Origin of the sequence: Calothrix sp. PCC 6303 (genome assembly GCF_000317435.1) — a bacterium.
Taxonomy (GTDB): domain Bacteria; phylum Cyanobacteriota; class Cyanobacteriia; order Cyanobacteriales; family Nostocaceae; genus PCC-6303.
In genome coordinates, this window is the sequence record NC_019751.1 from 4,284,311 (window position 1) to 4,308,370 (window position 24,060).

General features: G+C 41.2%; 23 protein-coding genes and 1 riboswitch. Of the genes, 18 read left to right on the forward strand and 5 right to left on the reverse strand.

Features of this window, described 5'->3' with window-relative positions; genetic code table 11:
- Positions 1-127: 127 nt before the first annotated feature.
- Positions 128-1,546, forward strand: a complete 1,419-nt coding sequence (locus CAL6303_RS17505) for a DUF3370 domain-containing protein (protein WP_015199147.1) — start codon at positions 128-130, stop codon at positions 1,544-1,546.
- 73 nt (positions 1,547-1,619) lie between these two features.
- On the opposite strand, the gene CAL6303_RS17510 is transcribed toward CAL6303_RS17505, so the two are convergent.
- A complete protein-coding gene (locus CAL6303_RS17510) occupies positions 1,620-2,903 on the reverse strand; it encodes a glutamyl-tRNA reductase (protein WP_015199148.1) in 1,284 nt (427 codons plus the stop codon).
- A gap of 368 nt (positions 2,904-3,271) precedes the next feature.
- The gene (gene glpX / locus CAL6303_RS17515; protein ID WP_015199149.1) at positions 3,272-4,309 is read right to left on the reverse strand and encodes a class II fructose-bisphosphatase; all 1,038 of its coding nucleotides are present in this window, start codon (positions 4,307-4,309) and stop codon (positions 3,272-3,274) included.
- Between the two features lie 573 nt (positions 4,310-4,882).
- Here glpX and tadA point away from each other — a divergent pair.
- Complete coding sequence (gene tadA, locus CAL6303_RS17525) at positions 4,883-5,404, forward strand: tRNA adenosine(34) deaminase TadA (RefSeq protein WP_083866326.1); 522 nt, start codon at positions 4,883-4,885, stop codon at positions 5,402-5,404.
- Between the two features lie 87 nt (positions 5,405-5,491).
- Positions 5,492-6,301 carry a lysophospholipid acyltransferase family protein gene (locus tag CAL6303_RS17530; RefSeq protein WP_015199153.1) on the forward strand — a complete coding sequence of 270 codons (810 nt, stop codon included), beginning with the start codon at positions 5,492-5,494 and terminating at the stop codon, positions 6,299-6,301.
- A gap of 46 nt (positions 6,302-6,347) precedes the next feature.
- Here the strand turns inward: CAL6303_RS17530 and CAL6303_RS17535 are convergent, their stop codons facing one another.
- Positions 6,348-8,480 (reverse strand): S8 family serine peptidase, encoded by a 2,133-nt coding sequence (locus CAL6303_RS17535; protein ID WP_015199154.1) that lies wholly within the window; start codon positions 8,478-8,480, stop codon positions 6,348-6,350.
- Positions 8,481-8,487: 7 nt separating this feature from the next.
- Here CAL6303_RS17535 and CAL6303_RS30410 point away from each other — a divergent pair, with 7 nt between their 5' ends.
- The 4 genes from CAL6303_RS30410 to grxD all read left to right on the forward strand — a co-directional run bounded on the left by CAL6303_RS30410 (position 8,488) and on the right by grxD (position 10,320).
- A complete protein-coding gene (locus CAL6303_RS30410) occupies positions 8,488-8,625 on the forward strand; it encodes a hypothetical protein (RefSeq protein ID WP_015199155.1) in 138 nt (45 codons plus the stop codon).
- Positions 8,626-8,650: 25 nt separating this feature from the next.
- On the forward strand, positions 8,651-9,247 hold the full coding sequence (locus CAL6303_RS17540; RefSeq protein WP_015199156.1) for a hypothetical protein: 597 nt from the start codon (positions 8,651-8,653) through the stop codon (positions 9,245-9,247).
- A gap of 439 nt (positions 9,248-9,686) precedes the next feature.
- Positions 9,687-9,944 (forward strand): BolA family protein, encoded by a 258-nt coding sequence (locus CAL6303_RS17545; RefSeq protein ID WP_041740738.1) that lies wholly within the window; start codon positions 9,687-9,689, stop codon positions 9,942-9,944.
- Between the two features lie 52 nt (positions 9,945-9,996).
- Positions 9,997-10,320: a Grx4 family monothiol glutaredoxin gene (gene grxD, locus CAL6303_RS17550; RefSeq protein WP_015199159.1), complete on the forward strand. Its 324-nt coding sequence runs from the start codon at positions 9,997-9,999 to the stop codon at positions 10,318-10,320.
- A gap of 460 nt (positions 10,321-10,780) precedes the next feature.
- Here grxD and CAL6303_RS17555 read toward each other — a convergent pair whose 3' ends face one another.
- Positions 10,781-11,035, reverse strand: a complete 255-nt coding sequence (locus CAL6303_RS17555; protein WP_015199160.1) for a DUF6761 family protein — start codon at positions 11,033-11,035, stop codon at positions 10,781-10,783.
- A 558-nt stretch (positions 11,036-11,593) separates the two neighbouring features.
- Between CAL6303_RS17555 and CAL6303_RS17560 the strand changes: the two genes are divergently transcribed.
- From CAL6303_RS17560 to CAL6303_RS17605, 10 genes are all read left to right on the forward strand, one after another.
- Positions 11,594-12,328: a response regulator transcription factor gene (locus CAL6303_RS17560; RefSeq protein ID WP_015199161.1), complete on the forward strand. Its 735-nt coding sequence runs from the start codon at positions 11,594-11,596 to the stop codon at positions 12,326-12,328.
- Positions 12,329-12,501: 173 nt separating this feature from the next.
- The gene (locus CAL6303_RS17565) at positions 12,502-13,761 is read left to right on the forward strand and encodes an RNA-guided endonuclease InsQ/TnpB family protein (RefSeq protein WP_041740739.1); all 1,260 of its coding nucleotides are present in this window, start codon (positions 12,502-12,504) and stop codon (positions 13,759-13,761) included.
- Between the two features lie 287 nt (positions 13,762-14,048).
- Positions 14,049-14,227: riboswitch (cobalamin riboswitch) on the forward strand.
- Between the two features lie 29 nt (positions 14,228-14,256).
- Positions 14,257-15,309: a cobalamin biosynthesis protein CobW gene (cobW, locus tag CAL6303_RS17570; protein WP_015199163.1), complete on the forward strand. Its 1,053-nt coding sequence runs from the start codon at positions 14,257-14,259 to the stop codon at positions 15,307-15,309.
- A gap of 140 nt (positions 15,310-15,449) precedes the next feature.
- Entirely contained in the window at positions 15,450-16,019 is a 570-nt protein-coding gene (locus CAL6303_RS17575; RefSeq protein ID WP_015199164.1) for a hypothetical protein, read from the forward strand.
- A gap of 110 nt (positions 16,020-16,129) precedes the next feature.
- Positions 16,130-16,525: a DUF2358 domain-containing protein gene (locus CAL6303_RS17580; RefSeq protein ID WP_015199165.1), complete on the forward strand. Its 396-nt coding sequence runs from the start codon at positions 16,130-16,132 to the stop codon at positions 16,523-16,525.
- Positions 16,526-16,563: 38 nt separating this feature from the next.
- Positions 16,564-17,751, forward strand: a complete 1,188-nt coding sequence (locus tag CAL6303_RS17585; RefSeq protein ID WP_015199166.1) for a TRC40/GET3/ArsA family transport-energizing ATPase — start codon at positions 16,564-16,566, stop codon at positions 17,749-17,751.
- A gap of 231 nt (positions 17,752-17,982) precedes the next feature.
- Positions 17,983-18,744: a Uma2 family endonuclease gene (locus tag CAL6303_RS17590; protein ID WP_041740740.1), complete on the forward strand. Its 762-nt coding sequence runs from the start codon at positions 17,983-17,985 to the stop codon at positions 18,742-18,744.
- Between the two features lie 206 nt (positions 18,745-18,950).
- Positions 18,951-19,733: a 30S ribosomal protein S2 gene (gene rpsB, locus CAL6303_RS17595; protein ID WP_015199168.1), complete on the forward strand. Its 783-nt coding sequence runs from the start codon at positions 18,951-18,953 to the stop codon at positions 19,731-19,733.
- A gap of 170 nt (positions 19,734-19,903) precedes the next feature.
- Positions 19,904-20,848: a translation elongation factor Ts gene (tsf, locus tag CAL6303_RS17600; protein WP_015199169.1), complete on the forward strand. Its 945-nt coding sequence runs from the start codon at positions 19,904-19,906 to the stop codon at positions 20,846-20,848.
- 303 nt (positions 20,849-21,151) lie between these two features.
- Complete coding sequence (locus tag CAL6303_RS17605; protein ID WP_015199170.1) at positions 21,152-22,207, forward strand: hypothetical protein; 1,056 nt, start codon at positions 21,152-21,154, stop codon at positions 22,205-22,207.
- Between the two features lie 88 nt (positions 22,208-22,295).
- Here the strand turns inward: CAL6303_RS17605 and CAL6303_RS17610 are convergent, their stop codons facing one another.
- Complete coding sequence (locus tag CAL6303_RS17610; RefSeq protein WP_015199171.1) at positions 22,296-22,973, reverse strand: sugar transferase; 678 nt, start codon at positions 22,971-22,973, stop codon at positions 22,296-22,298.
- Between the two features lie 784 nt (positions 22,974-23,757).
- On the opposite strand from CAL6303_RS17610, the gene CAL6303_RS17615 reads away from it, so the two are divergent.
- Positions 23,758-24,060: a hypothetical protein gene (locus tag CAL6303_RS17615; protein ID WP_015199172.1), complete on the forward strand. Its 303-nt coding sequence runs from the start codon at positions 23,758-23,760 to the stop codon at positions 24,058-24,060.

Genomic DNA, 24,060 nt, shown 5'->3' on the forward strand with positions numbered 1-24,060 from the left:
GATCGCTCATCACCACAAACCCTCATTTTTCCGTAACCCAAAATCTTAAGCTCAAATAGCCGAATTCATACCCAAGCAATTGTATCTATTTATTAATTGGTTGTGAGTCTTAAAAAAAATAATCTTAATGTCAAAATTTCCAGTCAAAATCTCCATATTGATAGCTGGATTAGTAGTTTTCCCCATCCTAACTACTTCCTACCTCAAATATACAAGCCAAGTAAAACAAGTTTCTGCCCAAACACCAACTAAACCCGCACCCCAAGAGGTCATCCAGTTAGGAGAAGTTCGCCCTTTACCTGGGAAACTGAATAATATTCCTGTTTTTAACAGCAACAGTCCAGAGTGGATCAAAACTGAAGGAATTTTACTTTCAACTTTCCCCCCACAAGCCAAGAAAAATCCCGCTGCACATCTAAATTTCCCGTTTCAAGGAAAATTCGATTTATTTGCCCACCACTATACACACACCCCAAAAGACTTACAAACGCTTTACATCGGTGTTATGGTTCATAATCCCAGCAAGCAACCTGTGACAATCGAGATACCTCAAGCTGCTAGCTACCTAATGACGCAAGCGCCATTTGTCACTTTGCCACCATATCAGGAAAATTCTGATGCTAAAGCTTTTTCTGGACCTGGTGCAAGGGCAGTTGCTGATGTGTTGCGGGGTGTAAGACAAGCTAATTTTCCAGCAAAGTTAGTAATTCCTCCCCAGCAAAGTCGGATGTTAATAAATCTTCCCATACCAGTACGCGGTTTAGAAAAACCAGTAAATGGTCGTTCTAGCTTTATGCATTTGAATAGTAGTAATAAAATATACGTTGCTAGTATGGCAATGTTCGCCAAGAAAAATATTGATGGTTCCGAACGCCCTCCCAATTTAGCTGAGTGGCAAAATCTCTTGAAGAATGGCAGCTTTGCAGGACCTCGTGACAAAATACCGACTCCCCCTGATGCCGTTAGTGGTAGCCTAATTTACGGGCGTGTGGCTGGAGTATCCCAAGGTTCCCAGTGGAAAGCGACTCTAACTGATAAAAATGCTTCAATTCTGAATATTCCCCAACCTGGTAAAGCTATTTCTTATGGCTTGGTTACTTTGCGAGGCGGGCGTTTAGGTACCGAACAAAACCAAACAGCAAAGATGCTGGTACGTTACCCAGATACTGCATATGAGGCACATGGTAATTATGGAGTGGAATATAATTTAAGTTTACCTCTCAGTAATAACACTAGCAAAAATCAAACTGTTAGCGTTACTTTAGAGACACCTCTAAAGGAAGATAAATTATCTCAAAAGAATCTTCGCTTTCGCCAACCTTCCCTAGATTTTCCGTTTTTCCGAGGTACAGTTAGATTAATTTATGCCGACGATAGTGGCAAGAAAATTACCCGCTATGTTCATTTGTGGCATCGCACTGCACAGGTTCTTCAGCCACTGTTAGAGTTAAAAATGCCAACTAACAGTAAGCGGAATATCCAAGTAGACTTAATTTATCCACCAGATTCTACACCGCCTCATGTGTTGACGGTCAAAACTCGTTAATGAGGTGAATTTTATTTTGAGCATTGTGTAGAGACGTAGTAATACTACGTCTCTACAACCATGAAAACTAAGCCTAAACTGCTTGTTCAACATCCAAGTTAAACAGCGTCTGTAAGGTTTGCATACAATGACGACGTGCTTCTACGTCTTGTTGGGCGCGTAGTTGTACCATGGGGTCGTGTAGAATTTTGTTGACAATTCCCCTAGTTAAAGCCTCGATTACTTCTTGCTGTTTGTCACCAAAATCAGAACCTAAGCGTGATAATGCCTTTTCTAATTCTTGTTCACGGATTGTTTCAATTTTATTTCGCAAACAACTGATGGTTGTTACGGTTTCTAAACTTCGCCACCACAAATCAAAAGCTGCGACTTCTTCATCCAAAAGTCCTTCGGCTTCCTGTGCCATTTTGCGTCGGCTTTCTTGGTTTTGTGCTACCACTGCCTTCAAGTCATCCACATTAAAGGCTTTGACATGTTCAAGTTCATTGACATCAGTATGAACATTTCGGGGTACCGAGATGTCAAATAGCATCAAAGGTTGGCTAGGTTCTAATACCATTTCCAATTTGCCACGATCCAGAATTGGTTCAGTAGCAGAGGTGCTAGTAAATACTATATGGCTTTCGGCAATTACTGTCATCATTTCTGGTAATAGATGACATTTAACCAATTCTTCGCCAAATTGTTTTGCTAGTTCTTGGGCGCGTCCTAGGGAACGGTTGACAATGGAAATTTGTGTTGCGCCTTTGGATACGAGGTGTTGTACCAATAGTCGTGACATTTTTCCGGCACCGAGAATTGTCACCCGACAACTTGCAAAGCTTTGGATTTTCATCTGGGCTAATTCGACAGCAGCCGAACTAATAGATACTGCCCCTGTACCGATGCTGGTTTCAGTGCGGACTCGTTTTCCGGCGGTAAGAGCTTGTTTAAATAAACGATTTAAAATAGTTTTGATGCCACCATATTGCTGCCCTAATTTGTGGGTATTTTTGACCTGTGCCAAAATTTGTCCTTCACCCAAAACTAGGCTATCTAAACCACCAGCAACCCGCATGATATGCATAACTGCATCTTGGTGAAGCAGCATGAACAAATGGCTACGCAAGGCTGGTACAGGCAGCTTACTGTAGTCAGCAAGAAACTGAGTTACTTCCCTAATTCCTAATTCAGTTTCGTGGGCAACAATATAAATTTCGAGACGGTTGCAGGTGCTAAGGATAGCAACCTCCTCTATGTGAGGATAATTGAGAAGTTGTGCGATCGCACTTTCTAATTGAGGCTCTGGAATACTTAGTTTTTCCCGGACTTCAACAGGGGCTGTTTTGTGGCTCAAGCCCACTACTACTATATTCATTTGCTAAATGGTAATTTCTAACAATGTTTGTGGAGCAGGGAATCGGGAATCGGGAATTGGTTCTAAAGGTCTGAGTAAGTGAATAATCACCAAGTCAGAAGAGATTCCTCGTCGTTTCACGGCAAAGTCTCTCTCACCGAAGAGGCAGGGGGAATTCATGAACAGGGAGCGGGGGGACTGAGCTATTCCCGCTTGCGTGCAGCGAAGTGGAACATAAATCAGAGCTACGCCCTTACAAGGCGTTCTTGCACTTGTCGGAGTCTGAGAGAGCTTCTCTCCGTTACCGTTTTCCCCCTTGCTTCCTGCCCCTTTTCCTCTTCTTGACCTTTTATTTCCTATTCCCTCATCCCCACTCCCGATTAATTGAATTAGTGCAGGTTAATTGTTTGAGGTGAATCAAACATGTGAATTGTATCGATAAAGCGAGCGGTTTGTGATTGGCTGGAGATTACCAAACTTTGAGTTCTGGCTCCACCATGGAAGAAACGTACACCTTCCATTAATACTCCAGGAGTAATACCACAAGCTGCAAATAAGACAGTTTCACCTGAAGCTAATTCATCGCAGTTATAAACTTTGTCTCCGTCGGTAATGCCCATTTCCTTCAATCTAGCCAAGTTACCTTCGCGGCTTTCCCCAATTAAACCGGTTTGGACAACTTCAGGATCATAGATTAATTGTCCTTGGAAATGTCCGCCCAAGCAACGCATTGCCGCAGCAGAAATGACACCTTCAGGAGCCGCACCAATACCCATTAAACAGTGAATGTTGGTTCCAGAAAAACCACAGGAAATAGCAGCAGAAACGTCACCATCGCTGATCAATCGTACTCTAGCGCCACAGTTACGAATTTCTTGGATTAATTCTGTGTGACGTGGACGATCCATCACCACAACTACCAATTCCTCAACCGAACGATTTAAACACTCGGAAAGAATTTTCAGGTTTTCGGTAGCAGATTTATTGATATCTACCAAACCTCTGGCTTGTGGGGGTGCAGCTAGTTTCTTCATGTAGAAGTCAGGTGCTGCAAACAAACCACCTTTTTCGGAAATTGCTAATACTGCCATTGAACCGTTTTGACCGTAAGCCACCAAATTGGTACCTTCGCAAGGGTCAACTGCGATATCAATTTCAATTAATTCGCTAGGGTTACAAAAGTTTTGTGCATCAGCGCGAGTACAAATACCAACTTCTTCGCCAATGTAGAGCATTGGTGCTTCGTCACGTTCGCCTTCACCAATTACAATTCTTCCACGCATGTGGATTTTGTTCATCCGCTCACGCATTGCTTCAACTGCAACTTGGTCAGCAGTATTTTTCTCCCCTTTCCCCATCCAACGGGAGGAAGCGATCGCTGCTTGTTCTACTACCTCAATAATTTCTAACCCAAGAGTATTTTCCACAGAGTCTGCCCTCTAAATTGCTTGATTTCGCGCCGTTTCCCAACAGCCGTTTCAGTTTTCAAGTCTACCAAACGGCGTAGTCGCATAGATACTCCTATCTCGTAACGGTTTATTAATAATTGAGTAACAATCAACCAAATTGCTCTGTCTATCTGGTCTTGATCAACTTTTTATATCCTGGATTCATGAAAAAACTCACCAACTTGATTAAAAATCATCATTTTGAGAATCAAGGTTTTTTCTATGTACATAGCGGGTTTCCATCGAATTACCTCTAAAACTATTGTAGTAATCTTCTCTCTATGTACTCCGTGAATACCTAAAAAATTATCCTTAGCGACAGAATCTAGACCCACAGAACAACAAAATTTAATATATGTAAATTATTATAAACATAAATAAAGTTTTATTAATTAAATATACAGTGACAATCTTCAACAGCAATCTACTGATATAAAAATGCGTCTAAAGGGAAAGTTTTTGCTTTCATGCACAAGCTTCTTCCAAAAACCTGCCTACTGCCCTCATTGAGCAATTTCCAGATGCAGCTAAAATATTGACCAAAATAAGAAAATGTTAATAAAATACTCAGATTATCTTATACATAGACAATGGATGTGCCACGCCTTACAATTAGCCCAATTAGCAGGTGATGGAGGTGATATTCCTGTGGGCGCTGTCATAGTTGACTCCGGCGGTAATCTGATTGCTGAAGGAGAAAACAGAAAAGAACGCGACCATGATCCTACGGCTCATGCGGAGATCGTCGCTATCAGAAAAGCGGCTCAAAAGTTAGAAACTTGGCGCTTGCATGGGTGTACTCTCTATGTAACTCTAGAACCTTGCCCGATGTGCGCGGGGGCTATAGTTCAAGCTCGACTTGCCAATCTCGTGTATGGACTAGATGATGCCAAAACCGGGGCGGTGCGGACTGTTGCGAATATCCCAGATAGCTCAGTATCTAACCATCATCTGCGTGTTGTTGGAGGTATTTTAGAATCTAGTTGCCGTCAACAGTTACAAAACTGGTTTTTACATCGGCGACAGCGTTCAAACTCGGTAAATTCAAAGGACAAAGATGAAACTGTCCAGTAGGTGTAACAAAATTCAAGGAAGAAAATCTACGGTGTATCTAATCAGAGTTTTCATCACATCTTCACCCGTCATTTAGCAACCACCGTTATGATTGAACTTTGCTCTTCCTCTGATCAAAGCGATCGCAAGCTAGGGAAAAATAATACCAACTCTCACATTGCTTGCAAAACCTCGCTAATTTCTCCTAGCCTGAGTAGTCTGGCATATTTCTTGGGAACTAAGTTGCTATTACCCAATTTTTTTGGGCAAATTGAAGTAACTGGGCAAAATAATATCCCAGCCACAGGTCCTGTAATTCTTGCTCCCACCCATAGATCTAGATGGGATGCCCTATTGGTGCCTTTTGCGGCTGGTAGGTATGTTAGCGGGCGAGATTTACGATTCATGGTGACTGCCACCGAATGTACAGGAATACAGGGATGGTTTATCAGTCGCTTGGGTGGTTTTGCTGTTGAACCCCAAAATCCATCTATTACCTCTTTGCGTCATGCAGTGGATTTACTTGTAAATGGTCAAGTATTGGTGATTTTTCCAGAAGGGGGTATCCGCAAAGGGAGAGTTCACCCACTCAAGCCGGGGATTGCTCGTTTGGCTTTGAGGGCAGAATCAGACCATCCAGGATTGGGAGTACAAATTTTACCCGTTAGCATTAATTACAGTGACTTGAATCCCAGTTGGGGGACTAACGTCAATATTGACATTGGGATGCCGATTCCAGTTGCCAAATATATCCGGAGTTGTGTCAAACAGGATGCCCGTTTTTTGACCCACGATTTAACCAAGACTTTGCAAAAATTAAGTATTAATCAAGTCAAGCTGCGTCATCGAGAATTGGCGAACATGGCAAATTTCCCGGATCAAGAGTCCCAAGTTCAGGGTCACAAATCCCAGATTTAAGCCCATCTTTAAGATTTATTAATCAGGCTTGAGAAGAATATGATAGTTAAAATCCTAAAGTTAATTCCCAACTATTCAAAGTACCTATATCTTCTGGTACATAGTCAATAACCCAGAGATACCACCTACCTGCCGCTGGTTGGTGAGCCAATTGCATCAGCGCTGGTTCTGTAGCTGTACTAAAATGACCCTGCAATTGATTGCTTCTTCCTAACGTCCGACTTTGCAATAATATCTGTTGCTTGTTGGGGGCGATGAGATAAATTTCTAAATCACCTAAAAAATCGTGGTTGATATTAACGGTAATTTGTATATCTTTGACTAGGCTGGCATCAGAAAATGCGATCGCGCTTTTAACTCCTTGGCGATTATTGTCGGGGATAGCAATTTTATTGATGTTTTTGGCGGAGATTTGCCGATTTCCCACATTCGGAATTGCTCGCAACTTCTTGGCTGCCTCTACTGCACGGGCTGCATTCACCTTCCCATAACCAAACCATTGGGAGTGACCCTTTTCATCATAGGTTCCTTCACGTCGCCCTAACTGCAAATCTGCCTCGGTATCAATGATCTTATCTGCTGTTTCCTCTAATATATTGTTCACCTGCCGCGCTGTCAGATCAGGATTAACTGATAAAATTAACCCCGCAACACCCGCAACAACCGGTGTGGCGCTGGAAGTCCCACCAAAGGTATTGGTAAAATTCCCCAAATCGTAACCTGCGGCACCCAATTGGTCGGTTGTAAACACTCCTAATCCTGGTAATGCCCCAGCAATCCCCGGTTGAGTGTAGACATATCCTGTTGCTTGAAACCACATCCCTGGTGGTGCATTGTTACTTGGGGCACATACAGAAATATTTTCACCCCAATTACTATAAGCCGCTTTTTTATTCAAGCTGGTGGATGCTGCTACTGTAATCACATCTGGGTGTACAGCGAAACCACTTAACCATTTAGTATCACCAGAAACAATATTTTTTGCCCAATTCCGCTCACTAACAACCCCACTCACCGGGCGATTGGCATTCCCAGCAGCAAAAATAATCACACAACCTTTACCACTACGTCCTTTGGTTGCTGCCCTAGTAACGGCTGCCCGCTGACGCATCGAGAGGGGGAAGTACACCGCCGAGGCTCCCCAACTGCAAGAAATGACACTGGCACCTTTTTCCACTGCCCAATCAAAAATTTGTTCAATTGACTCATCATCTAAGTAGCCCGTGGTGCGAATTGGCATCAAAGCACATCCGGGTGCCACCCCAGCAATACCCGTCCCGTTCTCTTCAGCGATCGCTATTCCCGCACAAGCAGTACCATGACTGGCTTCTTGTTCATTGGGGAGGGGTAGAAAATCATTTTCCTTCAAATCCCTAGGGGCGACAATTTTCCCACTCCCCTGAAAATCAGGATGATTCAAATCAAAAGAGTCATCCACCACAGCCACCACCACCGAACGCAAGCCACGAGTCAAATCCCAAGCTTTTTCCACCATAATGTGGGAATTTAAAGCCAATTGATTCCCCCCTTTATGACTGAGATACCATTGTTGAGAAAATAAAGGGTCACGGGGTTGATAATGTGGCTCTTGTTGAATCACAATATTGGCTTCTGCCGCTAAAACTTCCGGCAGTGTTTGCAACCTATTGGTGATTTTGATCGGATTTTCAACCGCTTCTTTACCAACAGTAAAAACAAAAGTGTTATTTAATCCATCAACAGGTTTATCTAATTTCAAATGCAAACTGCTAGCAAATGTCTTGATTTTCGCCGAATCAATCTCTGGCGCAAATTGAATTGTAATTTGATCATCCAAATAAACAAAATTGCCAGGGTTGTTCTTAATTTGGTAAACATGGCTGGCAAAAGTGATACTTTGGGAATTACGAGCCATCGCCATTGAGGCTTCCAACTCATTTGGGCTGACGGTGAATAATTCTAAGTTGGCAATAGGAATATGACGTTGCCAATTACCCCAATTTACTAATGATAAATCCTTTGATGATATATTTTGAGCCGGACGAACAGTAAAGCGATCGCTTACTTTCTCCAAAGCCAATTCTTCCCCGCCCCGTTGTAAGATCATTCCCAGGTTAATTTTAGGTGTGCCTGTGCCTAGAGATGTACTTGGATAGTTTATTGGATTATTGCTTATTGGATTATTTATGCGATCGCTCATAACAAATATGTCAGCTATTTTGCAGGAGGTGCGGGAACTCAATTTAATTGACTTTCAGTCTAAACCAAAGGGACTTAGTATGGGACCTTACTTTGTCAAAATCCAAAACAAAGTTAAGATACCCGAAGATTATATTTCCCTATAACTATTTATCACCCTTCAAACACCCTATGAACCTCCCTACCTCGGTTGTCCTCATTCGTAGCGTCTCACTATCACTAGTGGCAACCTTTGCCTTATTATTACCCGTACATGCCCAAGTTCCATCACTTAGCAACAGTCCTAACCCCCAGCAACCCATCGACCCTAATGACCCCAATGTTTTACGTCCATCTTCTCAAAATAGCAGCAGTCTATTAAGCATCGATGGTGGTAAACGCTTGATGAGCGACGCGGAAAGTGCAGCAAATTCCAAACAATATGATGTTGCTGTCAAGAAACTACAAGAAGCGCGTACTGTTTTTAACCAGCTATCCAATTTTTACCAAGAACTTAACTCCAGCTTTGCTGGTATTGATAACCGTGTTGCCGATGTGCAACGCAAGAAGGCTCTAGAAGCGGCTCAAATGAGGGATCAAGCCACATATAACCTTGCACTAGTTCATCGCGCCCAAAATAAAGACGAATTAGCAATTCCCCTACTAGTACAAACCATCAAAAGTCAAAACCCTACCAGAGATTTGGGTAAAAAAGCATACCAACAACTATTGGAATTAGGATTTGTTGATGCGCCAGCCCCCCGTGGAAACAGTACATCCCAAAAATAAGGATAGTGACAACAAACCCCCCTCTAAAGACGTTCGGGTGGAACGTCTTTATTTTGTCAATCACGTTTGGGGGTCTAAATCTAGGCTGTTGACTTTGTGCTTTTCTAAAGGCTCAATTTTCACTCAATATCTTTGCTCTAAGTCGTTCCTAGTCTCCGGCAAGGAATGCATATCCTTTGGCTCCGTCTCCAGTCAGAATAAGAGGCGGGGTTCCTCAAAGTCAGGGTTCCCGACAGAGCCTAGGAACCAGTCGATGACAGAAAAATTGTATAGAATAAAAGTGTCGAATTTACATCAAATTTTACAGCCTAGTCTAAATCGCCCTTACAAAACAGACTTATTACTCATAACTTGTCTTTTAAGTTATCTTGGTTCAACCATGACTACTGCAAACTCCCCATAGTTCATAATGAGTAAAGAAGTTTTTTTGGGGATTTCGATGATCAGTCCGCAACAAGTCGAGGCAATGATAAAAGCTGAAATGCCTGATGCTCAAGTGCAAGTACAAGACTTGACAGGTGGTGGCGACCACTACCAAGTTACCGTAGTTTCATCGCAATTTGCGGGCAAAAGACTAGTACAACAACACCAAATAGTTTACCGATCTTTGCAAGAAGCAATGTCAACCGAGGCAATTCACGCACTTGCCCTCAAAACCTATACTCCAGAAACTTGGCAAACCGCAGTTCAAAGCTAAGGACAGGAGATTTACAATTAAGTTCAGCAAATATCACAATACAGAAAAAATCATGACACCAGAGCTAAAAGAACGTATCGACAACTTGGTTCACCAAAATAAAATTATGGTTTTCATGAAGGGAACCAAATTAATGCCAATGTGCGGATTTTCTAACAATGTGGTACAAATTTTAAATACTTTAGGTGTACCTTTTGAAACCCTGAATATCCTTGATGACCAAGAAATTCGCCAAGGAATTAAAGAGTATTCTAGTTGGCCCACAATTCCTCAAGTTTATATCAACGGTGAATTTGTTGGTGGCTCAGATATTTTGATTGAACTATATCAAAAAAATGAGTTACAACAAATTGTTGAAGTGGCTTTAGCTTCATAGGAAAATACTGCTCAACCATTTGAACTAGTCAAAGGAGCCAGGGGCTACGGTGTACACACAAGTCTTTTCGGGTTGCCTCCCAGGCTTTTCGATCCCCCAACCCCTAGCTCTTTCAGAGCTAGGGGGATTTAGGGGGATTGTGATACACCGTAGGAGCCAGGGGAGGGTATCCGAACAATCCAAAACATATTAGAAGGACTTAGCCCCGACTGCTTCGGAGCAGGAATTACCCCTTCCCCCGATTAAAAACTCCCTCCGGCTCTTCTGTGATTTAACTCAAAATCCCCCCAGCTAGTTCTAAGCGTAAAACTCTGCTGAGGGGATAATCATTTGTAGATTATTTTTACAATTTTGAAATTTTTGCTCACTAGGGCAGTTGACTTTTGCCAAACATGTGCTATTATCGTGGACGGCAAGAAGTTAAAAGCAAGAGCAATAAACTAATGGATAAGGAAATATTCTAGTAGTAGCCTGCTTCCTTTTCTGTTTGAGGTTGGGTCACGACAAAATTAGAAACGTCGTATAAATAGCGGGTAGCCTCCTCCTCTAAACGATGGATCAGATAAGCTTCAATCGCATTGCTGTTACGTAAAGCCGCTAAATAACCATCCAGATACATTCGCATGTCGTCAGTGCGATAACCACGATTCCATAACTCGACGAAGGCATCGGTCAATCTTTGATAAAAACGGATTGATTGTGTGTCTTGGAGCATAACTGCTGTTGAAATCTGTTTGGGACGATAATTATAAAGTATTCGGAGTAAAAAGTGAAGTCCTATTGAATCCTGACATTAGTTCAAAGCTGGTATCTCTCCGTTTAAAGAATACAAGGAATACATGTAAGCAGCTACAGTTTATCTCCATGCTATTCCAGAACTCAGAAAATGTGTGGTCTGGTAAGCAATTCTTATGATTGAGCCAGTGAACAATCTGGTTGTGTTTATTACAGTACTCCGATTAGAGAAAAAATGTCTATGGGTGATTTCCTGACATCATACAAATTTATCGAATTTGAGAAATTTAAGATACTCCGATGAAGTAGTTTGCAGTTTTACGAAAATTAAATGTCTAAGGTGAGCTGATTAGTCCTAGCATAACAAAAACTTAATAATGTGATCTATCTGGCTTAGGGTAAGCTTTTAACAAATATTGCATCTGTTTTGCGATTAGATAAAGTAAAACTAATCACGGTTGAAGTAACAACGGTTACAAAACCTTACTGCTAGGCTTTGTTACTTTGGAAGTCATGGACGCGAAGGGGTCTTGCTAGCGTGGGTTCAGTTTGTATTGAAATTATTGAAGGAAATCCTCATCTGAGGTCATTGCTAGGTTGGCACTTGCAGCAGCTAGATTACCGAGTATATCAGGCTGCTAGCATCTACCAAGCAAGGGAGATATTTTTGAGTCATCAACCGACATTAGTTGTGCTTGATGCTGATTTGTCTGATGGTGATGGGATTGAGTTTTGCCGTTGGTTACACCGTCAGCAGCCGCTTGTGTTGATGCTATCTGCCAAAACGTCGGAGGCTGATATTGTTGGGGGTTTAAAGGCAGGTGCAGACGATTATTTGAGCAAACCATTTGGGATGCAGGAATTTTTGGCTAGGGTTGAAGCTTTAATCCGTCGCAAGCGTACACCTGTTGCTCCAGCTTACTTGGATTATGGAACATTACAGATTGACTTGGTACAACGTAGAGTTCGCTTTCAGGGGGAATTCATCGATTTAACACCGCAGGAATTCAGTTTGTTGTATGTTTTAGCGCAGGCAGGAGGAATTCCCTTGTCACGTTCAGAATTGTTGCGAAGGGCTTGGCCCGATGCGATTGATAATCCCCGAACAATTGATACTCATGTCTTATCTTTACGGAAAAAAGTAGAGTTAGATCCCCGTCAACCTAGTTTGATTCAAACTATTAGGAATGTTGGGTATCGGTTTAATACAGAAATTTTAAATTCGAGTATTACACCATCACCTGCAAAGTTGATGAAAGAAAGGTTAGCTTGAACAGGAAGAAGCCTCACACTTACCGCTTCGCGGAAGTGTTGAGATGAATTGCGCGTGAGTTGACGACAGTTCTGTGAGCAAATTCTTCCGCAGGAAGAACAGGGAACAGAACATGGAGGAAACGAGCAACCATTATGTTATACTCTTTTATAGCAAATGTCGTTTACTCTAATATGCTAAAAGTTGTCAAAGTCAGGTTATATCCAGATGCCCAGCAACAGCAGTCACTAGCGCAAGCTTTTGGCTGTTGTCGTTGGCTTTGGAATTACTGCCTGAATTTGATGAACCAAACATACAAAGAAACTGGTAAGGGCTTATCTGGCTACGCAGTAAAAAAGATAATTCCCCAGTTAAAGAAAGAATATGAATGGCTAACTTCAACTTATTCACAATGTTTGCAGCAAGTCTGCTTAAATTTGGGTGTAGGTTTCAATAATTTCTTTGAAAAGCGAGCTAAATACCCTAGATTCAAATCTAAACATAGTAAGCAGTCAATACAATATCCTCAAAACGTCAAAATTGCTGATGATTATTTAAGTCTGCCCAAAATAGGGAACGTATCAGCAATAATCCATAGACCGATTGACGGAAAAGTTAAGACTGTAACCATATCTAAAAACTGTTCCAATCAATATTTTGCGGCTATTCTGTTTGATGACGGTAAAGATAAACCAGAATCAAATACACAAGGCAAAGCAATAGGTATTGATTTGGGTTTGACTGACTTTGCAGTTACTAGCGATGGTTCTAAGTTTGACAATCCTAGAATACTCAACAAACATCAGAAGAATTTAAAACTTAAACAGCAACAGCTATCTAGAAAACAGAAAGGTTCTCAAAATCGAATTAAGGCTAGGAAAAAAGTTGCTAGAGTTCATAGAAAAATAACTAACTGTCGTGAGGATTTTCTGCACAAGCTATCTCGTAGGATAGTTAACGAAAACCAAGTTATTGTTGTGGAAAATCTTAATGTCAAAGGCATGATGCAAAACCACTGTCTAGCTAAAGCTATTCATCAGGTTGGATGGGGAATGTTTTGCACAATGCTGAAATACAAGGCAGAGATGGAAGGGAAAATATATCAGGAAGTTGATAGATTCTTTCCCAGTTCAAAAACCTGTCATGCCTGCTTGAATCAAGTTGGTAGTTTACCGCTAGATGTAAGATTCTGGACTTGCGAAAACTGCCATACAAAACATGATCGGGATGTGAACGCAGCTATTAACATCAGAGATGAGGGACTACGAATTTTGACCTCTGGAACGGGGGGTAAAGCGATGAAGTGTGGTCATGGGGGAAACCCCCATGAACAACTTCATCAAGAAGCTTGTTGCCCAGATGTAAGTCGGAGTAAGGGAGGACGCAAGAAATCCACTACTGCGCTTTCTGTTGGACAGGAAGCCTACACTGTACCGTCAGGTCAGTGTAGGTAGTTCACGAACTCAACATTCGACTTTAAGTAGTAGAAATTAGAAATCTTATGAAGATAGTTTTTTTACGGGTATGAGTTAGAAGTATTATACTTGTGACTTGTACCTAGTTTTTTGCTCTTTTAGCTTAAACAAAAGAACCGTGGGGCACACGGTCTTAAAGCTCAGTTAATGTCTTCATAGAAGAGTCACTGAGAAGCCAACACTCACCTGTTCCCGAAGGGTAAGGGTGTCTGTGGAGTATGTCACTGGTCTTCAAATGTCTTGTTTTGCTTTGCTGATAAATGGTACTCTCAGGATCTAGATCCGGTTCTAGTGGGGGTCAGCCACTGGAGGTAAGGGGGAAAGTTCACGGTGCAAGTCCGTCGCTGTCCCGCAGCTGTAAGCCTGTTGAGAATATAGAGTGATTAAAATCCCGAATTCAAAAACTGTGTAAGCCAGAATGCCCGCCGAATTTTGAGTCGAATATCAGTAAATAAATCTGCGAGGTACAGATGTATGGGTACAAAAATACCAGTTACGGTGATTACTGGTTTTCTTGGTGCTGGCAAAACAACAGTGGTACGAAATCTGTTGCAAAATAATCAGGGTCGTCGTATTGCGGTTTTGGTGAATGAGTTTGGGGAAGTGGGAATTGACGGGGAATTGTTACGTTCCTGTGGCGTTTGCGATGATGATGATATCAACAATAATATAGTTGAATTGACAAACGGCTGTTTGTGCTGTACCGTCCAGGAAGAATTTTTGCCGACAATGCAGGAGTTGTTGAAAAGACGCGATCGCATTGACAATATAGTGATTGAAACTTCGGGTTTAGCTCTCCCCAAACCCCTAATCCAAGCTTTTCGCTGGCTAGAAATTCGCAACGGGGCAACTGTTGATGGTGTGGTGACGGTGGTAGACTGTGAAGCCCTAGCAGCAGGTCAGTTTGTGGGGAATTTGGCAGCTTTAACTGCACAGCGAGAAGCTGATGACAGCATCGATCACGAAACGGAAATTGAAGAATTGTTTGAAGATCAACTTGCCTGTGCGGACATGGTATTACTAAGCAAGGTGGATCGGGTAGATTCAGATAACCAAGCTAAGATTTATGAGTGGTTGCAGAACAAATTACCAAGCGGCGTGAAAATAGTACGTTCGCATCTAGGGGAAATTAACCCAGATTTGTTACTTGGTTTTAATGCCGCAGTTGAAGATAATATCGATTCTCGTCCTTCTCATCACGATACTGAGGAAGAACACGATCATGATGATGAGATTAATTCAGTACACATAGCATTAGAACAGGAATTTGAACCGCAAATTTTAATTAATCGATTGCAGCAACTGGTACAGCAACAAGAAATCTACCGAATTAAAGGTTTTGTTGCAGTTCCCAAAAAAGCCATGCGTTTAGTGATTCAAGGAGTTGGACAGAGATTTGAGCAATTTTACGATCGTCCCTGGAAAACTGGAGAAACTCGACAAACCAACCTAGTAATCATAGGTCGTGAATTAGAGCGATCGCGTATTCAAGAAAGCATACTAGCACATACAGAAAATTTCAGTTAAACACAATAGAGATGCTCCACCGGAGCGTCTCCTATCTCAAATTGGTATAAGGGAATTAACTCAAAAATTTACCCAAACAGCCGAATATCCCAATCTCCATAATGCGATAGCCTAGATGATGTGATTTATCAGTAGAGCTAATGAGAGCCGGCGAAATTGAGGATACCCTCCAACAGTTGTTTGGTACCGCAGCAGCATCAAGTATGATTGCACCTGGTTCCTGGCAAATAGAAACCGACACTTTTCGGTTACTAATACTACTATCAGAAGATAACGATTGGTTGCGGGTAGTGCTGCCAATTATGCCGATTCAAGATGCTCAACCATTTCTAGAACAATTACTAATAGCCAATTTCGACGACACGCGAGAAGTTCGTTATGCCATCTATGAAAATGCCTTGTGGGGAGTGTTTCAGCACAAAAACAGTACACTAATAGTGGATGATTTCAAGAACGCGATCGCGCAATTAATTTCTCTCTTTGAAGTTGGGCTAAATGATATTTTTGGCAACCTCATCGATAGCCGCATCCGTCTAATTATCAAAGCCGCTAAAATCCAAAATCAATCCCTCGAAACCACCATGCAAAACCTTGATCGTTTCTACGCTGAAGGAATGATGGGGGAAATCGAACAAACCGCACAAGCACGAGAACAAACCTTATCTACATGGCGCTACCAACTCCAAAGACTTTGGAATGAAGACGAATAAGAGAAAACGGGCTTCGGCTACTACGAAGCCAAAGCGTAGTGTACCTAATCTAAGGTAAAGTATGCTCGGTTCTAGCTAATAACTGTTCACTGTTCACTGTTTACTGACCTATGCATATTATCGACACTTTAAAATCAGATTATCAAAAATTTCCCAACGATCAAACCTATTCAATTTACGCAGCAGATGTTTATTTCCAAGATCCATTTAATAAATTCACAGGCATTGAACGCTACCAAAAAATGATTCAGTTCATCAAAACCTGGTTTCTCCACTGCCACATGGATTTACATAGCATTAATCAATCTGATGACACAATTAAAACAGAGTGGACACTGAGTTGGAATACTCCTCTACCTTGGAAACCAAAAGTCTCAATCTCTGGGTGGAGTGAATTACGCGTCAATGAAGCTAACTTAATTGTTTCCCATATTGATTATTGGCAAACTTCACCCTGGAATCTAGCCAAACAGCATTTATTTTTCGAGAAACCATCGATAATGTAAATAAATGTAAACAAAACTTAAAAGGGATATAATCATCCATGCGTGTAATTTTGATGACGGGCAAAGGTGGAGTTGGTAAAACCTCCGTTGCCGCTGCCACTGGTCTGCGTTGCGCGGAACTAGGCTACCGAACCTTAGTACTAAGCACCGATCCCGCACACTCCCTAGCAGACAGCTTTGATTTAGAATTAGGACACGACCCTCGGCAAATTCGCCCCAATTTGTGGGGTGCCGAACTGGACGCACTGGTGGAATTGGAATCTAACTGGGGTGCTGTAAAGCGATATATTACCCAAGTTTTACAAGCACGGGGTTTGGATGGAGTCCAAGCGGAAGAGTTAGCAATTTTACCCGGTATGGATGAAATTTTTGGCTTAGTCAGGATGAAACGCCACTATGACGAAGGTGAATTTGACGTTTTAATCATTGACTCAGCACCCACAGGTACAGCTTTAAGGTTGTTGAGTTTGCCAGAAGTTGGTGGTTGGTATATGCGGCGCTTTTACAAACCATTTCAAAATATTTCAGTTGCACTGCGTCCATTCGTAGAGCCAATATTTAGACCAATTGCGGGTTTCTCATTACCAGATAAGGAAATTATGGACGCACCTTATGAATTTTATGAGCAAATCGAGGCGTTAGAAAAGGTATTAACAGATAACACTCAAACATCCGTTCGTTTGGTAACAAATCCAGAAAAAATGGTGATTAAAGAATCACTACGCGCTCATGCATATTTGAGCTTATATAATGTAGCGACGGATATGGTTGTTGCTAATCGGATTATTCCAGATGAAGTACAGGATCCATTTTTCCAACGCTGGAAAGAAAATCAGAAAGAATATCGTCAAGAAATTCATGACAATTTTCATCCGCTACCAGTTAAAGAAGTACCACTATTTTCGGAAGAAATGTGTGGTTTAGCAGCTTTAGAAAGACTCAAAGAAACACTTTATCATGACGAAGATCCGGCTCAGGTTTATTATAAAGAAAATACAATCAGAGTCGTACAAGAAAATAATCAATACAGTTTAGAACTGTATTTACCTGGTATTCCCAAAAATCAAGTTCAACTCAGCAAAAATGGTGATGAATTAAATATTCGCATTGGGAATCATCGCCGCAATTTGGTATTGCCCCAGGCTTTAGCTGCACTGCAACCAGGAGGAGCTAAAATGGAGGATGATTATTTAAAAATTCGCTTTAGTAGTGCAACAAATTCATAGTTTTTTAGGCTTGATTTTGTTCAGAGTTTTTGATTTATACAAGCCGCATACTCGTGACTTGAAGTCATGAGTTAGGCGCTTTCTTATTTCTGCATTTACACACTGTGGCTTGAGTCGCTTTGTTTTGCAACTGTTCAGAATCTCCCTGCATTTGTGCCGGAGACAGGTCAAAATATTAATGAATACTGTAAAATATTAATCAAAGTCCTGTATATTCAAGAAGTGGACTTTATGTCACCAGAAACCACCCAATTATCCCCCAATCCAATAACCGAACCTGAAGAGTGGCAACCTCCCATGCCACCAACAGACTTAGTATTTGACGACGGAGAACCCTTGGAAAGCAATCGTCACCGCGTTGCCATGAATTTATTAATCTGTTCCCTCAAACATCACTGGGCTGAACGGGAAGATTATTTTATTGGTGGCAACATGTTTGTTTATTACAGCAGTAAGCAAGCTAAAAATAGGGATTTTAAAGGACCAGACTTTTTTGCAGTTTTGGATGTGGAAAAAGACCCCACACGTTTGGGTTGGGTTGTTTGGGAAGAAAATGGACGCTACCCAGATGTGATTATTGAGTTACTCTCAGACTCCACAGAAGCGCAGGATTTGGGAGATAAAAAACGCCTTTACGAAAAAGTATTTAAAACCAAAGATTATTTTGTCTTCCATCCGTTAAAAGTAAATTCACTCCAAGGATGGAGTTTAGATAGTCGCAATGGCTACCAGCAAATAGTTCCTAATCAGCAAGGGTGGTTGTGGAGCGAGACTTTGGAACTTTGGGTAGGAGTATGGAATGGCACAGTGGAAGATGACAGCAATACTTGGCTGAGATTTTACGATAAAGCAGGCAATGTAGTTTTACTGCCGGAAGAAGCACAGCGACAACGGGCAGATGCCGAACAACAACGGGCAGATACCGAACAGCAACGCGCCGAACGTTTCGCTGCAAAATTGCGAGAACTGGGAGAAGACCCAGATAGTATTTAAGCAACAAATTTAAGCAATAAATTTAAGCAGGAAACACCACCACAACCTGAAAATATTCGGGAAATATTCGGGAAATCCACCCTTCATAGTCGCCAAGTTATGTTACCTTAGTATGGTTCATAAATTCCGCACACTCAAGCATTCGGGTGTTCCTAATTATTGGGAATGCACTTGGGTGGAGGATTAACCCGAATTAGGAGAAAAATATGCCAGTTGTTTCATTGGCTCAAATGATGGAGTCTGGAGTTCACTTTGGGCATCAGACCCGACGCTGGAACCCCAAAATGAATCCTTATATCTACACCTCTCGCAACGGTGTACATATTATCGACTTAGTGCAAACAGCACAGTTGATGGATGAAGCTTATAACTATATGCGATCGCAAGCAGAATCTGGTAAGAAATTTCTGTTTGTTGGTACCAAGCGCCAAGCTGCGGGTATCATCGCTCAAGAAGCAGCCAGATGTGGTTCTCATTACATCAACCAACGTTGGTTAGGTGGAATGCTCACCAACTGGACAACCATTAAAACCCGTGTAGATCGCCTCAAGGACTTAGAACGTCGTGAAGAAAACGGCGCACTTGACTTACTACCGAAAAAAGAAGCCTCAATGCTGCGTCGGGAAATGACAAAGCTGCAAAAATATCTCGGTGGCATCAAAACAATGCGGAAAATACCTGACATAGTGGTCATAGTAGACCAACGTCGGGAATATAACGCAGTTCAAGAGTGTCAGAAGCTGAATATTCCTATCGTCTCCATGTTGGATACCAACTGCGATCCAGATGTCGTAGATATCCCCATTCCTGCTAACGATGACGCGATTCGCTCAATTAAATTGATCATTGGTAAACTAGCCGATGCAATTTATGAAGGTCGTCATGGTCAGTTGGATCCTGAGGAAGAATACGACGATTATGACGGTTCAGATGAAGAATATGATGACACTGATTACAGTGAGTACAAAACACCTGACGATGAGGAATAAAGACTAAGTTGTGATTGCTGTGGAGAATGTCCATGTAAATAAAATACCTGAGATTCAAAATGCTGGGTTTCGACTCCGCTCAACCCGCAGCAATCACCATTAACAAGTCTGATTTCACAGATTTTCAAACGAAATGTCAGTCAAGTAGCTAATAAAGGAATTGAGGCAATATGGCGGAAATATCTGCAAAGCTTGTCCAAGAGCTGCGCCAAAAGACTGGTGCAGGAATGATGGACTGCAAAAAAGCTCTGAAGGAAAACGAAGGCGATATCGAAAAAGCTAGCGAATGGTTGCGGCAAAAAGGGATTGCGAAAGCAGATAAAGTTGCGGGAAAAGTTGCAGCCGAAGGCTTAGTTGATACTTCGATTCAGCCTGGTAGTCGTGTTGGTGTATTAGCCGAAGTGAACTGTCAGACGGACTTCGTAGCTCGTAACGAAGCCTTCAAAGCACTAGTACAAAACATAGCAAAGCAAGCTACCACTACTGATAGTGTGGACTCACTGCTGGCTCAACCTTATGTTGATGACAATAACGTCACAGTTGCTGATTCACTCAAGCAACTATCAGCACAGTTGGGCGAAAACATGCAAGTGCGTCGCTTTGTCAACTTCACTTTACCAGAAGGTAAGTACGGCGTAGTTGATAGCTATATTCACACTGGTGGTCGTGTTGGCGTATTAGTAGAATTGGAATGTCAAAAAGACACCACAGCTGCTAATGAAGAAGTCAAAGGATTAGCACGAAATATTGCCATGCAAGTAGCTGCTTGTCCGAATGTTGAGTATGTTGGTGTGGATCAAATTCCCGCCGAAATGGCTCAAAAAGAAAAAGATATCGAAATGGGTCGTGATGACCTAGCAGGCAAGCCTGATAATATCAAAGAAAAGATTGTTCAGGGACGAATTGAAAAGCGTCTGAAAGAGATGACTTTGATTGATCAGCCTTATATTCGTGACCAAAATATCACCATCGAAGAGTTAATCAAACAAACTAATGCTCAAACTGGTGATACTGTAAAAGTTGCTCGTTTCGTCCGTTACGTGCTTGGTGAAGGCATCGAAAAACAAGAAATGAGTTTTGCAGATGAAGTTGCGGCACAAATAGGCGCAAAGTAGTTACGAAGTTGAAAGTAAATCTTAATTTTTAACTACTAACTTTTTGAACTGAAAATTAGCCAAAAAACAGGTCAAACTCTTTGCTTGACCTGTTTTTATAGCTGTAGCCATTTTTATTAGGACATTTATCTGTTCCCTTTTCCCTTTTAGACAAATATTTATGTCCTAACCGAGATGTCCACTACTATATTCATCAGATATGTTAGGTTGCTATGGAGATGAAAAAATCAAAAATAGTATTAGTCTGGTTACTTTAGACTCAGCACCCCTTAGAGTAATCAAGCTAAAGGAATTTAGAGGAATATGGCGAGAGCAATTGAGCGAATTGAACGGGATATAGAGGCTTTAGAAGAAAAGATTAGCGCGATCGCGTCTGAATTGGAAGCCGCTTGTACAGGTTACTTAACAACATTAGGGCAAGCAGTACGTCAACAACTGATTTTAGCCAGTTATCATTTATGTACCCAAGGATATCCTGAAAATTTTTTGCGTCTATCCCTTAACCAACGTCAAAAACTTCAGAAAGCACTGCGTCAACTTGGTACCCAAACCTCAGAACAACTGATTGATTATACAAAGCCAGAACCAGAATCATCCACATCAATAACGGATGATGAAGAAACAGAAGAAGAAGAAGAAAAAGATGATGATGAATTAGACGAATCCTTCGATGAATTATCACTAAGTGAAAAAATCATATTTAATCTTGGCAGTACCGATTCTATAGCTTTTGCCGAGATAGCGATCGCTAACGGAGAATCACCCTTTGAAACAGAAGAAACTGAACTTAGCGAAGAGAAGCCAGACGTAGACCCCAGAATTAAACAGCAAGTACCAGCATTACCAAAAATCTCGATACTCCCCAAGATAATCCCCGTCAAACCTCTTCGTTTTGCCAAAATTAACCCATCTAATCCCGTAGAAGTTAGTAAATGGTATCAAAGTATCGAATTAGCAGCCCAATACAACCTCAAGAAAACTTCCCACGAAGCTAACCTGATATTACAAAAAGCTAATCTTCTACCTCAAAAGCTGCCCCCAGCAATCTTGGAAGCAGCTACCGCAGCATCTGAGAACTCCGCAGAAATCGCACCAGCACCACCAAATTTACTCAACTTAGTCATTGAAGTTGGTAATAAGCAACAATCTCGGGAATCAGGCTTAACAAAAATTATGGCAATCAATCTCCGTTTAGCAGAAATTGAATTTGCAGATTCTAACCTTTCATCCCAACGCAGACAAATTAATGAAATCCTCACGGGATTACAGAAGCTTCGCCGCGAATATCTCAAAAAACAACGAGAACGTTCAATTGCCGAAGCAGAAGGCGCTTGGCGTGCCAGTTGGTATGAAGATTAAATCAGGGAACAGAAACAGGGATTAATGCACCTGGTAAAATTTACGCTTACTTCAAGGTGCATGGCATGGCATGATAACTGTTAACTGATTAACAAGCTCCAACCCTAGCCAGAATAGTGTAAATAGTTCTCACTATTAATAAAACATCGTAAAAAGGGTACCATTTTTTCTGATACAGCAAGTCTAAATCAACAACCGCTTCAAAGTCTTTAATTTGAGAACGTCCATTAACCTGCCATTCCCCAGTCAATCCGGGTTTAACCTTCAAACGTTGCCAATGACGCTCTGTGTAGCGTACCACCTCATCATGGGTGGGTGGGCGAGTTCCCACTAAACTCATTTCACCCACCAAAACATTCCAAAATTGAGGCAATTCATCTAAGCTTGTACTTCTTAGAAATCGCCCTAATTTTGTAACGCGAAAATCATTAGTATTTTTAAAAAAAAGTCCATCCGCTTCATTTTGAACTAGAGATTTTAAATTTTCGGCATCACTTACCATGGATCGAAATTTGCGGATGTAAAATTTACGACCTTGTAATCCGTAACGTTCCTGAGTAAAAAAAACTGGACCAGGGCTATCGATTTTGATTGCGATCGCTATCGGAATATATATGAGCGATAATATCATTAACCCTACTAAGCTACCAACTATATCCAATGAACGTTTGAAGGTAGAACTTACTGAGGGATGAGGGGCAAGCTCTGATTTCCAAACGCTAGATGCTGCACCTTTACTTGTAGTCTTGTATTGTAGTTGATACATCTTAAAACCGAATATATAGTTAAAACGTATATATACGTAATATTTATCTGACTATAAACCCGAATTATATTAATTTAGTTACCCTCAACAGTATATTCACTGAATCTTTACCAAGATCAGATTGATGATGATATTTTATAAATTTGGGGTAAAGTAATTTAAATATATCTTATAGCAGATGACTTTTTTGGATAAATGTGTATATTTGAATCAGTTGTATTTAGATTAACTATCTGTTTCGGTAAATATGCGATAAAATCTCACAAATCTCGAAAATGCCCGTTAGTAACAGATTAATTTAACCTTCAATACTTTAATTTAGTTTATTCAACTAATAAATACTTAAGTAGGTGGGTAGGAAAAATTATCTTTGTGGCGAGTGATTAGTCAGTAGCTAATAGTGAGTAGCATTAATGCTTTAAGCTAAGTTTCTATTCTGTTTATTTATACCCATCTACTTACTTTTGGCTAACGTTGTTGCCTAAAGCTCAACAGTCGAAGGCTTTATATTTCAGACCAGCTTGAAATGCAATTGCTATTGCCGCTGTAATCTAGGGGAGGTGATGAAATGATCTCATACTATTAAACTCAGGGAATTTACTAAGGTATATCCACTATATTCTATGTTAAGAAAGTATTAAATAATAACTTGAATTTCAGTAAGGCGATGAAATTATCCTGTGCCTTGATTATTAGGGCAGTATGATTTTAAAGAAATTATGAACTTATTGAAAAATAGACAGCGAATGAACAGCGGGTTCTATATCAGCAAGGTGCTAAATAAATGGTTGCAGTAGTAAATTTTGACGCTAAAGTAGGTCGCTTAGAGTCGATTGTTGAACAAATTGGTGAAGCCGTACTAGTCACAAGTGAGACAATAGAACGTCTAGCTGATAGAGTTGACAATCTCAGCACTCAAATTGAAGAACAAGGAAAGCAGGTTCAGCAGCAAGGATATCAAATTTTGGCGTTGTGCGATGCGGTACAAACACTTGCAGAAAATCAAAATGATTCTATGCAGAAACTTTCCCACCTGACTCAAACTTTAGACCGCTTAATGGGGATGCTGCAAAGTTCTCCAGAGTAA